General features: G+C 62.9%; 16 protein-coding genes. 8 read left to right on the forward strand and 8 right to left on the reverse strand.

Features of this window, described 5'->3' with window-relative positions:
• Positions 1-205: 205 nt before the first annotated feature.
• Positions 206-637, forward strand: a complete 432-nt coding sequence (locus NKI49_RS06650) for a group III truncated hemoglobin (protein WP_352601736.1) — start codon at positions 206-208, stop codon at positions 635-637.
• Positions 638-660: 23 nt separating this feature from the next.
• On the opposite strand, the gene msrC is transcribed toward NKI49_RS06650, so the two are convergent.
• The 3 genes from msrC to NKI49_RS06665 form a co-directional block, all read right to left on the reverse strand.
• Positions 661-1,158, reverse strand: coding sequence for a free L-methionine (R)-S-oxide reductase MsrC (msrC, locus tag NKI49_RS06655; RefSeq protein WP_352601738.1), 498 nt, complete (start codon positions 1,156-1,158; stop codon positions 661-663).
• Between the two features lie 291 nt (positions 1,159-1,449).
• A complete protein-coding gene (groL, locus tag NKI49_RS06660) occupies positions 1,450-3,081 on the reverse strand; it encodes a chaperonin GroEL (protein WP_352601740.1) in 1,632 nt (543 codons plus the stop codon).
• A gap of 116 nt (positions 3,082-3,197) precedes the next feature.
• Positions 3,198-3,533: a co-chaperone GroES gene (locus NKI49_RS06665; RefSeq protein ID WP_352601742.1), complete on the reverse strand. Its 336-nt coding sequence runs from the start codon at positions 3,531-3,533 to the stop codon at positions 3,198-3,200.
• A 245-nt stretch (positions 3,534-3,778) separates the two neighbouring features.
• Between NKI49_RS06665 and NKI49_RS06670 the strand changes: the two genes are divergently transcribed.
• The 7 genes from NKI49_RS06670 (at position 3,779) to NKI49_RS06700 (ending at position 10,868) form a co-directional block, all read left to right on the forward strand.
• On the forward strand, positions 3,779-4,033 hold the full coding sequence (locus NKI49_RS06670) for a hypothetical protein (protein WP_352601744.1): 255 nt from the start codon (positions 3,779-3,781) through the stop codon (positions 4,031-4,033).
• Positions 4,030-4,296: a DUF1488 family protein gene (locus tag NKI49_RS06675; RefSeq protein ID WP_352601746.1), complete on the forward strand. Its 267-nt coding sequence runs from the start codon at positions 4,030-4,032 to the stop codon at positions 4,294-4,296. Before NKI49_RS06670 ends, NKI49_RS06675 begins: the two co-directional genes overlap by 4 nt.
• A gap of 266 nt (positions 4,297-4,562) precedes the next feature.
• Positions 4,563-5,600 (forward strand): LacI family DNA-binding transcriptional regulator, encoded by a 1,038-nt coding sequence (locus tag NKI49_RS06680; RefSeq protein WP_352601748.1) that lies wholly within the window; start codon positions 4,563-4,565, stop codon positions 5,598-5,600.
• Positions 5,601-5,663: 63 nt separating this feature from the next.
• Positions 5,664-6,911: an ABC transporter substrate-binding protein gene (locus tag NKI49_RS06685; RefSeq protein ID WP_352601750.1), complete on the forward strand. Its 1,248-nt coding sequence runs from the start codon at positions 5,664-5,666 to the stop codon at positions 6,909-6,911.
• A 172-nt stretch (positions 6,912-7,083) separates the two neighbouring features.
• The gene (locus tag NKI49_RS06690) at positions 7,084-8,013 is read left to right on the forward strand and encodes a carbohydrate ABC transporter permease (protein ID WP_352601752.1); all 930 of its coding nucleotides are present in this window, start codon (positions 7,084-7,086) and stop codon (positions 8,011-8,013) included.
• A complete protein-coding gene (locus tag NKI49_RS06695) occupies positions 8,013-8,870 on the forward strand; it encodes a carbohydrate ABC transporter permease (RefSeq protein WP_352601754.1) in 858 nt (285 codons plus the stop codon). Before NKI49_RS06690 ends, NKI49_RS06695 begins: the two co-directional genes overlap by 1 nt.
• 24 nt (positions 8,871-8,894) lie before the next feature.
• The gene (locus tag NKI49_RS06700; protein WP_352601756.1) at positions 8,895-10,868 is read left to right on the forward strand and encodes a glycoside hydrolase family 127 protein; all 1,974 of its coding nucleotides are present in this window, start codon (positions 8,895-8,897) and stop codon (positions 10,866-10,868) included.
• Between the two features lie 20 nt (positions 10,869-10,888).
• Here NKI49_RS06700 and NKI49_RS06705 read toward each other — a convergent pair whose 3' ends face one another.
• The 5 genes from NKI49_RS06705 to NKI49_RS06725 form a co-directional block, all read right to left on the reverse strand.
• On the reverse strand, positions 10,889-11,995 hold the full coding sequence (locus tag NKI49_RS06705) for an acyltransferase family protein (protein WP_352601758.1): 1,107 nt from the start codon (positions 11,993-11,995) through the stop codon (positions 10,889-10,891).
• Between the two features lie 114 nt (positions 11,996-12,109).
• Positions 12,110-12,508, reverse strand: a complete 399-nt coding sequence (locus tag NKI49_RS06710) for a DUF1801 domain-containing protein (RefSeq protein ID WP_352601760.1) — start codon at positions 12,506-12,508, stop codon at positions 12,110-12,112.
• A 34-nt stretch (positions 12,509-12,542) separates the two neighbouring features.
• Positions 12,543-12,977, reverse strand: coding sequence for a DUF1801 domain-containing protein (locus tag NKI49_RS06715; protein ID WP_352601762.1), 435 nt, complete (start codon positions 12,975-12,977; stop codon positions 12,543-12,545).
• A gap of 9 nt (positions 12,978-12,986) precedes the next feature.
• A complete protein-coding gene (locus NKI49_RS06720; RefSeq protein WP_352601764.1) occupies positions 12,987-13,208 on the reverse strand; it encodes a hypothetical protein in 222 nt (73 codons plus the stop codon).
• Between the two features lie 42 nt (positions 13,209-13,250).
• Positions 13,251-13,643 (reverse strand): VOC family protein, encoded by a 393-nt coding sequence (locus tag NKI49_RS06725; protein ID WP_352601766.1) that lies wholly within the window; start codon positions 13,641-13,643, stop codon positions 13,251-13,253.
• Between the last annotated feature and the right edge of the window lie 2 nt (positions 13,644-13,645).

Raw genomic sequence — 13,645 nt, forward strand, 5'->3', positions numbered from 1 at the left:
AGAATGACGAAGGGCGCGGCTCGCCGCGAGACAATTGTCGTGCGCATGTGGCAGCGGGGATCGATCGCACCTATATGTCGGGCTTCATCCGGGACGGGAAAACTGGCGGTTGCGCCATAGGCACGCCGCCCGACAATCTGGGAACACCTTGTCCCCAGGCTGCCTCGGCCTTTCCTCGTTCCGGCAGCAACAAGAGCCCCATGCAATGACGATGAAATCATCCCTGGCCGATCATGCGCGGCCCGTCGCGGAACAGCCCTTGAACCACGCCGGCGTCGACAGGGCGTCGATTGGCAGACTCGTTCGCGAATTCTACGCCCGGCTTCGCAAGAACGAGCGCCTCGGACCGATCTTCGCGCGCGAGATCACCGGCGACTGGGCGCCTCATCTTGAGAAGATGACCGATTTCTGGTGCTCGGTCATCCTCAAGACCGGCGACTATCAAGGACGTCCGGTGCCGGCCCATGTGAAACTCGCGGATGTGACCGAGGCCGATTTCGACATCTGGCTGGCGATGTTCAGACAGACAGCGACCGAACTCTTTGCCCCGGAAACCGCGGCGGTGTTCGTCGATCGGGCCGAACGAATAGCGGCCAGTCTGAAGCTGGCGATGTTCTTCCGCCTGGACCGCGTCTAGATAGACCCCAACAAAACGGTCGATCAATCCTCGAAGGAGCTCGCAGCGACATAGATCGCCGCCAGCGTCTCGATGCCGGCCTGGTCGGCCTTGTCGAAGCGGCCGGGCAGCGGACTGTCGAGATCGAGCACCCCGAAAACACCCTCATCGTCTTCCAGCAGAACGACCAGTTCCGAACGCGAATCGGCATCGCAGGCGATGTGGCCGGGGAAATCGTGCACGTCCTTGATCAGCATCGAGGTGCCGAGTTCGACCGCCGTGCCGCACACGCCCTTGCCGACGGCGATCCGCACGCAGGCCGGCTTGCCCTGGAATGGCCCTAGCACCAGTTCCTCGTCGGACGCCAGTAAATAGAACCCCGCCCAGTTGAGGTCGGGCACCATCTGGAAGATCAGCGCGGCGGTATTGGCGGCGTTGGCGATCGAGTCGCCCTCGCCCTCGAGCAGCGCCTTCAGCTGGCTGGCGAGATCGTGGTAAAAGGTGGCCTTGTCCGACGTGTCGATGGCCTTGGCCGCAAACATGGCTTGTCTCCAAATTAAAGGATTAGAGGACGCGAGCGCTTCGACAAACTGCCAAATTCGCGCAAGCTCTGCACCAAACGGCTACGGCGACAGTCTAGCGTGAATTCCGGCCGCTCCGAAAGCCGCAAGATCAGGATTGCACGGTTGAGGCGGAGTTGTCTGTGCTCTCAATCGCGAGCCAGCCTACAGCGGCCGCAGAAATCGAGCAGCCTGACCTGATCTGCCCGGCCTGAACGGCCGGGCCTTGGGAGCCTGGTCCGATGGCTCGGACCCGAAGAATTTCAGGCAGCGTTAGTAGCCGCCCATGCCACCGCCGCCACCGCCGGCCGGCGCCGCATCCTTGGCCGGGATGTCGGAAATCATCGCTTCGGCGGTGATCAAAAGCGCGGCGATCGAACCGGCATCCTGCAGAGCGGTGCGCACCACTTTCGCCGGATCGACGATGCCCGCCTTGATCATGTCGACATAGCTCTCGTTCTGGGCGTCGAAGCCCTGATTATGATCCTTGCTTTCGGAAAGCTTGCCGACGACGATCGAACCTTCGACGCCGGAATTCTCGGCGATCTGGCGGAGCGGCGCTTCGAGCGCACGAAGCACGATCGAGATTCCCGCCGTGACATCGGCATTGGCGCCGGTCAGCCCGTTTAGCGCCGATCTTGCGCGCAGCAACGCGACGCCGCCGCCGGGAACGATGCCTTCTTCGACGGCCGCGCGCGTCGCATTCAACGCGTCGTCGATGCGGTCCTTCTTTTCCTTCACTTCAGACTCGGTTGCCCCGCCGACGCGAATGACGGCAACGCCGCCGGCAAGCTTTGCCAGCCGCTCCTGCAGCTTTTCCTTGTCGTAGTCGGAGGTGGTCTCCTCGATCTGGCTCTTGATCTGGGCGACGCGTGCCTGGATGATGTCCTTGTTGCCGGCGCCGTCGACGATCGTGGTTGTGTCTTTCTCGATCAGCACGCGTTTGGCGCGGCCAAGCATTTCGATGGTGACGTTTTCGAGCTTGATGCCGAGATCTTCCGAGATCATCTGGCCTGATGTGAGCACCGCGATGTCTTCCAGCATCGCCTTGCGGCGATCGCCGAAGCCCGGCGCCTTGACGGCCGCGACCTTGAGGCCGCCGCGCAATTTGTTGACGACCAGCGTCGCCAGAGCTTCGCCCTCGACGTCTTCGGCGATGATCAGCAGTGGCTTGCCGCTCTGCACCACAGCTTCGAGGATCGGCAGCATCGCCTGCAGATTGCCGAGCTTTTTCTCGTGGATCAGGATATAGGGGTCCTCGAGCTCGGCGCGCATCTTGTCGGCATTGGTGACGAAATAGGGGCTGAGATAGCCGCGATCGAACTGCATGCCCTCCACGACGTCGAGTTCGGTGTCGGCGGTCTTGGCTTCCTCGACGGTGATGACGCCGTCATTGCCGACCTTGTCCATCGCCTTGGCGATCATCTCGCCAACGCTGGCATCGCCATTGGCGGCGATGGTGCCGACCTGCGCGATCTCTGCCGACGAGTTGACTTTCGTGGCCCGCGTCTGGATTTCGTTGACCACGGCGCTAACCGCCTGGTCGATGCCGCGCTTCAAATCCATCGGATTCATGCCGGCGGCGACCAGCTTGGCGCCTTCGCGCAGGATCGAGGCGGCCAGCACAGTGGCGGTGGTAGTGCCGTCACCGGCAAGGTCGTTTGTCTTCGACGCCACTTCGCGGACCATCTGCGCGCCCATGTTCTCGAACTTGTCGGCAAGCTCGATTTCCTTGGCCACCGTGACGCCGTCCTTGGTGATGCGCGGCGCGCCATAAGCCTTGTCGAGGATGACGTTGCGGCCCTTGGGGCCCAGCGTCACCTTGACGGCATTGTTGAGGATCTCGACGCCGCGCAGCATGCGATCGCGTGCATCGGTGGAGAATTTGATTTCCTTGGCAGACATGATTTTCACCCAGTTCGGATTTGGAGTGGACCAGTCGTCGCGCAGAACGCGCGGCGCCGCCATCTTTCAGTCTTGCAGCGTCCTTTGCGCGTTCCGGAGGACACGCGGCGCTCCGATCAGGCAGCCTTCTCGGCGGCCACGGCCTTCTCGATGCCCGTCCCGCTCTTTTCGACGACGCCCATTATATCGGCTTCCTTCATGATCAGAAGGTCCTCGCCGTCGATCTTGACCTCGGTGCCCGACCATTTGCCGAACAGGACGGTGTCGCCGGCCTTGACGTCGAGTGCGATCAGCGCGCCGTTTTCGTCGCGTGCGCCCGGGCCGACGGCAATCACTTCACCGTCCTGCGGCTTTTCCTTGGCGGTATCGGGAATGATGATGCCGCCCGTGGATTTGGTATCACCTTCGGCGCGCCGGATGACGACGCGATCGTGCAGTGGTCGAAATTTCATGAGAACTTCTTTCTGGGGCCGACTTAGGCGGCCGCGTCACTCCTATAGGCGCTTTGGCACTCGATAGATAGGAGTGCCAAAATTATTCGCGAGCGAATTGAATAATTGAAAGGTATTATTTCAACATCCGGTTTCGTGCTATCGCAAGGGGTCAAATATTTCAAAACATTGAATTTTGCCGATCGAATCCCTATTTATAAGATCAGTTCGTTTTCACCGTTTTAGCCGCAAGGGAGATTTCGTCGATGGCCGAAGGCAATCAGACTATCATGGAAAAAGCTGAAGCCCGTTTTGTGGACAAGCAGAAGAAGACAGCGGAGCGCAACAAGGCAACCGCCGAATACATATCCGAGGCGAAGGCCAGGGAGATCAAGACGGCAAGGCTGAGGGAGTTGCGGCTGGCCAAGGAAGAGGCCGATCGCGTGGCTGAAGCGTTGAATCCGACGCCTAAGAAGAAGCGGGCGGTCAAGATGGCTGCCGCGAAGGAGGTCAAGACATGACCCTCACCTTCCCCAATCGCAGCCGCAGCTATGACGAAGCGGGCAGGCGCATCCGCTTCGTCGGCCATGACGGCATGTTCCAGATCTCATTCTCGGTCGCCGCCGACGCCATGGCGAAGATGCAGCCGGGCACGACCGCCGATGAAGCTGGCTACCTCGCGACGTTCGACACCGAGAGCAACTCCATCCACGACGTCGCCGCCAGGGCCTACGGCCGCACCCGCAAGAGCGTGTATGTGCTAACGGCCGCCGATTTCAGCTGATCAGCCGAGGTGCATCACCTCGACCACCGTCCGTATCTTTCTACTTCGGCGCTCTTCCCAAAGATCGCCGATCCTTCTCGAATTGCATCGCGGATCTGGGTCCGAGGGCCCAAACCATTTTTCGCTTGAACGACCATCCATTCTGGCCTAGCCTTTGGATTGAGAAAAGGTTTTTCCAAACGTTTCCGATCGAGCTTGGCCATGTGCCGGGCTTGGTTCTGGCCTGTAAGAGAAAACCTTTTCCCAATTAAGGATTTCTCGGCGCGATGGCATCGGAACCAATCCCGGTCTTTCCCAAGCCCGTCACCTTGCGTGACGTGGCCGCATTGGCTGGCGTCAGCGTCGCCACCGCCTCCAAGGCGCTCAACGACCAAGGCCGCATGACCGCCGAAACCCGCGAGCGCATTCGCGAGACGGCCCGGGGTCTCGGCTTCCGCCCCAATAGCCTGGCGCAGAGCCTGCTGAGGCGCCGCAGCTTCACCGTCGGCCTGCTCACCAACGATACCTATGGCCGCTTCTCGCTGCCGCTAATGTCGGGCATTTCGGACGCGCTGGTCGACAATGGGGTCTCGGTGTTCCTGTGCAATGTCGAGGAGGATCCGCGGCTGGGCCAGTTGCATGTCGAGGCCATGCTGGACAAGCGTGTCGACGGCATCATCGCCACCGGCAAGCGCATCGACCGCCATCTGCCCATCGACCTCTCCAATCTGCGCGTCCCGGTGATCTACGCTTTCACCCAGCCCGATCCGGACGCCATCGCCTTCGTCGCGGACGACGACGGCGGCGCGCGGCTGGCCGTCGAGCATTTCTGCAAGCTTGGCCGCAAGCGCATCGCCCATGTCAGCGGGCCGGCGAGCTTTGCGGTGGTGCCCGCGCGGGCACGGGCCTATCGCGACGTGCTGACCGAACACGGCTTGCCGGTCACCGAGCCGCTGCTCGGCTCCTGGTCGGAAGCCTGGGGTCACGAAGCGGTGGCGCAACTGTTCGACGGCGGCAACGAACGGCCGGACGCCGTTTTTTGCGGCAACGACCAGATCGCGCGCGGCGTCATCGATGCCTTGCGCGAGCGCGGCTTGAGCGTTCCCGGCGATGTCGGCGTCATCGGTTTCGACAATTGGGAGATCGTGGCCGAGGCGACCCGCCCGCCGCTGACCTCGGTGGACATGAACCTGGCGGCGCTCGGGCGCGAGGCCGGGCTGACCCTGCTTTCCCTGGTCGGCGGCACATCAGCCGCGCCGGGCATTCGAAAACTGCCGTGCCGGCTGGTGGTGCGTCAGTCCTGCGGCCACCCGCTGGATGGCTGAAACGAAGCGCCGCGTGATCGGCGCAAGGCCGCGGACAGCGGCCAAACCGTGGAGGAGGAGAACATGAGGAACCTGATTGCCAAACTGGCCCTGGCCGCTGCCGTCATTGGTGGCGGACTTGGCACTGCCGCCGCCGAGACCGCCAATATCTGGGTGCGCGCCGACGGCTCGAATTTCATGCCGAGGATCGTCGACGCCTACAACAAGGGCCACACCAACCAGGTCAAGCTCGACATCATCCCCAATGCCGAGATCATCCCGAAATACGGTGCTGCCGCCGCCGGCGGCACGGCGCCCGACGCGCTGTCGCTCGACCTGATCTACACGCCCTCCTTCGCCGCCGCCGGCCAGTTGGAGGACATCACCGACTGGGCCAAGTCCCTGCCCTATTTCGCCAGCCTGTCGCCGGCGCATGTGAAGACCGGCACCTACAAGGACCACATTTACGGCCTGCCCTTCTCGGCCGACGCCTCGGTGCTGATCTGGAACAAGAAACTGTTCAAGCAGGCCGGTCTCGATCCTGAAAAAGGCCCGACAAACTGGGCCGAGATCGCTGCCGACGCCGAGAAGGTCAACGCGCTCGGCGGTAACGTCAAGGGCTTCTATTTCTCCGGCAATTGCGGCGGCTGCAACATCTTCACCTTCACGCCGCTGATCTGGGCCTCGGGCGGCGACATCCTGAGCCAGGATGGCTCGAAGGCGACGCTGGACAGCCCGCAATTGCGCAGCGCCATCGACCTCTACCGCTCGATGGTCAAGAAGGATCTGGTGCCGGCAGGCGCCCAGACCGACACCGGCGCCAACTTCTTTGCCGCCTTCGCCGCCGGCAATATCGGCATCTCGCCGTCCGGTGCCTTCGCCATCGGCGCGCTCAACACCCAGTATCCCGATGTCGATTACGGCGTCACCTTCCTGCCGGGCAAGGATGGCGGCTGGTCGTCCTTCGCCGGCGGTGACAATTTCGTCGTCACCAAGGGTACCAAGAAACTCGCCGTGGTGAAGGAGTTCCTCGATTTCGCCTATTCGCTCGAGGGCCAGACCATCCTCGCCAAATACGGCAGCCTGCCGGTGCGCGGCGACATCGCCAAGGACGCGCTCAAGGATCTCGATCCGCGCTACCAGACTGCCGCCGAGGCCATGGCCAAGGGCCGCACGCCCTATTCGGTGGTGTTCAACGACCTGATCAACTCCGCCAACGGCCCGTGGACGCAGATGATCAACGAGGTCTTCTTCGGTGACGACGTCGACGGCGCGATAGCGAACGCGCAGGAAACCATGCAGTCGATCATCGACCAGGCGCCGCAGAAATAAGCGCCAACCCCACCTCCCCCTTGAGGGGAGGTCGGACCGCAGGTCCGGGTGGGGTCGCCTCGGCAGTGCTCGACGTTCCTTCCTTCGTCGGCACATGCGGAGAGGACCCCACCGGCCTACGGCCGGACCCTCCCCTCGAGGGGGAGGGGGACGCCGCGCCAAGGGAACAGCCATGACGACCATCACAGCCTCGACCACCAGCCCATCCCGCGCCCGAAAACTGGTCGGCGCCGGCCGCCGGCAATGGATCGGCCTCATCTATGTCGCGCCGGCCGTGGCGCTGGTCATGGTGTTCTTCGTCATTCCGCTCGGTATGACGGCCTGGATGTCGCTGCACAATTGGCCGCTGATGGGCGAGCACTCCTTCATCGGGCTCGACAATTATGTCGCGATCCTGCGCGACACCAGGTTCTGGAACGCGCTCAAATTCACCGGCTACTACACTCTGATCGTCACCATCGCGATCTTCGCCGTCGCCTTCCCCTTGGCCATCTTCATCGAGAAGCCGCGGCCGCTGACCAACCTCTACCGCACCTTCTTCTTCATGCCCGCGGTAGTCGGTTTCGCTTCGGCGAGCCTGCTCTGGTCGTGGCTGCTCAACGTCGATTCCGGCCTGTTCAGCCCGGCCGCCTACGACCTCGGCCTGATCGACAGGAAGTTCAATCTTCTTGCCACCTTCCAGCCGGCCTTCTGGTCGATCATCGCCATGGTCGTGTGGAAGGTCGCCGGCTTCACCATGATCATCCTGATGACCGGCTTGCAATCGATCCCGCAGGATTTGCAGGAGGCGGCCGTCATCGACGGTGCCGGCCCGTTCGCCAGGTTCCGGGCGATCACATTGCCGCTGATGCGCCGCACGCTGGCGCTGGCGCTGATCCTCTCGGTCGCCGGCTCGATCCTCGCCTTCGACCAGTTCTACATCATCCTGCGCGGCGGCCCGCGCAACCAGACGCTGACGGCGGTGTACTGGATTTTCAACCAGTCCTTCGTGTCGTTCAAGCTCGGCTACGGCGCCGCACTCTCGATGGTGCTGCTGGTGATCCTGGTGGCGCTCAGCTTGATCCAGCTCTGGCTGCTGCGCAAGCCGGAGGGCCTCGACTGATGGCGCAGGCAATGTCCGACGGCGGCAAGCTCGCCGCCCGCATCGCCAGGCATTCCACCGGCATCATCGCCTCGGTGCTGTTCGTGGCGCCGATCGTGTGGACCGCGCTGTCGGCCTTCAAGCCGGCGCAAGAGGCGCGCCTGCCGCCGTTGCCGCCGTGGCCGACCACGGGCTTCTCGCTGGAGAACTATGCCACGCTCAACAGCTTCGGCGACGGGCTGTGGGCCTCGGCGCAGAACAGCATCTACGTCTCGGTGATGACCGTGCTGCTGTCGGTCATCGTCAGCGTGCTCGCCGGCTACGGTTTCTCGCGCTTCCGCTTTCCGTTCAAGGACCTGTTCTTCGTCCTTATCCTGTCGACGATCATGATCCCGTTCCAGTCGATCCTGACGCCAATCTTCCTGGTACTGACCAAGCTTGGCCTGCACAACACGCTGACCGGCCTTGTCGGCGTCTACGTGACGCTGCAGCTGCCGTTCTCGATTTTCATGATGCGCAACGCCTTCGACGCGGTGCCGCGCGAGATCGAGGAAGCCGCCCGCATGGACGGCGCCGGCAACGCCACCATGCTTATCAAAGTGATGCTGCCGCTGGTCTGGCCGGGCGTCGTCACCATCGCGCTGTTTGCCTTTCTCGGCGCCTGGAACGAGTTCCTCGCCGCCCTGGTGCTGATGACCGACCAGTCCAAATTCACGCTGCCGGTAATGATGACCGCACTTCAGTCGGGCCGCTTTGGCGCCATCGACTGGGGCGCTGTGCAGGCGGGCGTCACCGTGATGATGGTGCCTTGCCTGATCCTGTTCCTCGCTTTGCAGCGCTTCTACATCCGCGGCCTGATGGCCGGGGCCATCAAATAGAACAGACCGAATGGAGTTAAGTTCATGACCGCATCCGCAAAAACCGGCAAGCCGAAACTCGCATTCCGCCCGTTGCCGGTGCCGCAGGTGGACGTCCGCGGCTTCTGGGGCGACCGCGCCGACGCGGTCGCCACGCGCACCGCCGACATCCTCTACGACCGTTGTGTCGAGGCGCGCATGCTGGAGCAGATCGATCCGGACCGGCCCTCGCCCGGTATCGTCATCCCCTTCCACTCGCCCTCGCCCGATGAAGCCGAACGCCAGGGCGCCGAGTTCACGGGCTCGACGGTGACCACGCAGATGTTCTGGGACTCCGATCTCGGCAAGACGATCGAGACATCAGCCTATTCGCTCTACCGCCGCAAGAATCCCGAACTGGAGAAGAAGATCGATGCCGTCATCGACATGTACGGCAAGCTTCAACAGGAGGACGGCTATCTTTCGAGTTGGTACCAGCGCATCCAGCCGGGCAAGCGCTGGACCAATTTGCGCGACTGCCACGAGCTCTATTGCGCCGGCCACCTGATCGAGGGCGCGGTCGCCTACTACCAGGCGACGGGCAAGCGCAAGCTGCTCGACATCATGTGCCGCTACGCCGACCACATCGCATCGGTGCTGGGGCCGGAGCCCGGCAAGAAGCACGGCTATTGCGGGCACGAGGAGATCGAGCTGGCGCTGGTCAAGCTGGCGCGGGTGACGGGCGAGCAAAAATACATGGATCTTGCCAAATACTTCATCGACCAGCGCGGCCAGCAGCCGCATTATTTCGACGAGGAGGCGCGGGCCCGGGGCGCAGATCCGAAGGCCTACCATTTCAAGACTTATGAATACAGCCAGTCGCACATCCCGGTACGCGAGCAGGACAAGGTGGTAGGCCACGCGGTCAGGGCGATGTACCTCTATTCCGGCATGGCCGACATCGCCACCGAATATGGCGACGACAGCCTGCGCGCGGCACTCGACCGGCTGTGGGACGACCTCACCGCCAAGAACCTCTACATCACCGGCGGGCTCGGCCCTTCAGCGCACAATGAGGGGTTCACCAGCGACTACGACCTGCCCAATGAGAGCGCCTATGCCGAGACCTGCGCGGCGGTCGGGCTGGTGTTCTGGGCGAGCCGCATGCTCGGCATGGGACCGAACGCCCGCTATGCCGACATGATGGAGCGGGCGCTGTACAATGGTTCGATCTCGGGCCTGTCGCTAGACGGCTCACTGTTCTTCTACGAGAATCCGCTGGAAAGCCGGGGCCGGCACAACAGATGGAAATGGCACCGCTGCCCCTGCTGCCCGCCCAATGTCGGGCGCATGGTCGCCTCGATCGGCAGCTATTTCTACAGCCTGGCGGACGACGCGCTGGCCGTCCACCTCTATGGCGACTCGACCGCCCGCTTCGATATATCGGGCACACCGGTCAGCCTGACGCAGGCGAGCCGCTACCCCTGGGACGGCGCCGTCGAGATCGCGCTCGAGCCGCAGGCGGCGGTGGAGTTCACGCTGCATCTGCGCATACCGGCCTGGAGCACGGGCGCTACGCTCAAGGTCAATGACGAGATGGTCAAGCTGGCCGACGTCACCAGCGACGGCTACGCCGCGATCCGGCGCACCTGGAAAAAGGGCGACCAGCTGCGGCTCGCTCTCGAAATGCCGATCGAGCGGCTCTACGCCAACCCTCTGGTGCGGCAGGATGCCGGCCGTGTCGCGTTGTCGCGCGGTCCGCTGATCTACTGCGTCGAGGCGACCGACAATGACAGCCAACTGCATCGCCTGAAACTGCCGCGCACGGCGAGCATCGAAGCGCGGGACCGGCCGGAGCTTTTAGGCGGCGTGGTGACGTTGTCGGCCGCCGCGCAAGCCGACGCCGGCGACGGCTGGCAGGACGGGCTCTACAGGCCGGAACCGCCTGCCACCACTGAGACGCGGCTCACCGCCATCCCCTATTTCGCCTGGGACAACCGCGAGCCTGGCGAGATGCTGGTGTGGCTGCGCGACGGGTGAGATTGGCCGCCGCCGCTCGACTATTTCAGGCTTGATTGCGCCGCGGCAGGCAGCACCGGTTTCGGCGGAACTGGCATTGGCGCTGGTTGTGGCGCGCTTCCGTCGATATGCGCCCAACCCGGCCGCTCGAACAGGAACGTTCCGAAGCCGATGCGTTTGACGATGAGGTAGAGAACCACCGGGCTGATGGTCGAGACGAGAAGCACCGCCAGGCTGAGCATGCCGGTGTCGGTCAGAATGCCGCTTGCCAACGCCGCGCCGCGAAACAGCGACATCGGAATTGTGAACGCGACGTAGACGACCAGCGAATGTTCGCCGAGCCAGCGCAGCCATTCCATGGCGGGCAATTTCGACAGGAGACCGCCAAGCACGCAAAGCGCCACCGCTCCGGCGACGGCCAAAGTGAGATGCAGCGGGGGCCATGCCGCGAGGCCCATCTGCATGCCGACCGGCTGAACGGCATAGCCCGGCGAATAGACGAGCAGGCCGTTGACAACAGCCCACAGGAGCAGGCCAGCGACGGCCAGCACCGGGCGGGGTTGCGCCCATTCGACGAGCCGGAACACCAGCGGCGCCATGACGAAGCCGGCATAGAAGAACACGAAATAGGCCGCGAATTGTTCGACCGCATAGCTGTCCGGACGCGGCGCCCACATCTGCAGCGCCGCCGCGAGCGGGATGACGATCCAGGCGGGCACGCGAAACTGCCGCAGCAGTTTTGCGACGAGGCTGAACACCGCCAGCATGTAGATGAACCACAGCACGCCATAGGGCTCGACGACGGCCATTGCGAGGTCGTGCAGCATGCCGCCGGGATCACGGCTGAAGATGCCGATTTTCAGGCCGATCGAGATGATCGCCCACAGGACGTAGAAATAGAGATAGTGAACCACGCGCCGGTCGAGATAGCGCCGCCACGGCCGGTCGATCACCTGCGACAGGAAAAGTCCTGAAATCAGGAAGAATTCCGGCATGCGGAACGGTGTCGCGAAACCGATGACATAGTGGAGAAAACCCACGCCGCCAGTGTACTCGCCGGTGTTGTAGGCCGAATACATCATGACCACGAGGATGATCGAGAGGCCTTTGGCCGTGTCGACCCACGGCATGCGCTTCGGGCTGTTCATGGCGAATCCATCCGGGGCCGGGCCTACCTGGCCAGCCGTCATCCGGCGATATCTAGCACCATCTAACTTCCCAGATCGTAAACGCCTGCCTTTGGCGGCGAAGCTGGCAGCCCCCTAGCGTTTGGCCTTCGACTTGTTCAGCGCCACGGCGGCGCGCACGAGTGCCGTGAAAGCCTCCTCGTCGATCTCCTCCCCTTGCTGGAAGTCGATGGCTCGCCGCGTGTTGCCTTCGAGGCTGGAGTTGAACAGGCGTGCGGGATCGGGCAGCGCGGCACCCTTGGCGAAGGTCAGCTTGACGACGCTCTTGTAGGTCTCGCCCGTGCAGATCATGCCGTCATGTTCCCATACAGGAACACCGCGCCATTTCCAGGTCTCGACCACGTCGGGATCGACTTGTTGGATGAGCGCGCGCAGCCGGCCGAGCATCTCGCCGCGCCAGTCGCCGAGTTCCCTGATCCTGCCGTCTATCAGTTCGGAGGGAGATTTGCTCTCCTGCAGTCCCATCGTCGTCATGCCGTTTCTCCTTCGAACGCTGAAAATAGAGCACTCACATGCGCTCGCCAGGCAATTGGCTGGCCTGCTTCACCCAGGCGCTGAATTGCGCCTCGTCGAGCGGCTCGCCCTCATGGATATTGAGGTAGAGCGTGTCCTTGCTCCTGGATTCGCCCGGCGGCACCGGATCGAGCGACTGGCCGCGGAAGAATGCCACCTTGATGTATTTGGTGAAGCAATGAAAGCTGAGGAACCAGCCCTCGCCTTCGACGCCGTAGAACGGCGAATTCCATTTGACCGCCTTGCGCACGCCGGGCACCGCGCGCTCGATGAGCGCGTCGAGACGTTGGCCGACCTCGCGCTTCCAGCCCGGCATGGCCGCGATATAGGCCTGCACCGGAGCGTCGCCATATCCCTTGGCTACCTGCGGATTGCCGCCGGAAAGCAGCATCGGCTCAGTCCTGGCGGCGACCTTGCTCGTCTTGGCCATCCTGTCTTCCTACCCGTTCACCCGCTGCACGCCGCGTTCCCTGGCAACATAGGGCAGCACGAACATATAGAGGCCGCTGAACAGCAAAAGGAAGAGCGGGAGGAGTGGCGAATACACCACCCAGGCGGGCGGCTGCCCAAAGGCCATGGTGACGAAATTGGCGACGACCGTCGCCGTGAAGATGATCGACAGCCAACGGTGCGCCTGCCTGATCCATTTGCTCCAGTCCAATGCTACCTCCCGTGAAAACGCGTGAACCCTGCCCAGACGGCGCTACCAGCGCGCCAGTTGCGTGATCTGGATGAGATTGCCGCAGCCATCATTGACCTGCGCGATGGTCGAGCCGGTTACTTCGGTCGGCGCCATGGCGAAGGCACCGCCATTCGCCTTGATGCGCTGATGGTCGCCCTTGATATCGTCGCTGAACAGCATCAGCGCAGGCTGGCCTTGCTTGAAGATTGCCTGCTGGTAGGCCTTGGCGGCTGGGTTGTCGTTCAGCGCCAGTTGCAATTCGGTCCCGTCAGGCTCCTCGCTAGAGACGACCGTCAGCCAGCGGAACGGGCCATTGCTGAAATCGGCCTTTTTGATGAAACCCAGCACGCCGGTGTAGAAGGCGAGCGCCTTTTCCTGGTCGTCGACGTAAATGCTGGTCAGTTTGATCTTCATCG

This window comes from Mesorhizobium sp. M0587 (assembly GCF_040320945.1).
Classification (GTDB): Bacteria; Pseudomonadota; Alphaproteobacteria; order Rhizobiales; family Rhizobiaceae; genus Mesorhizobium.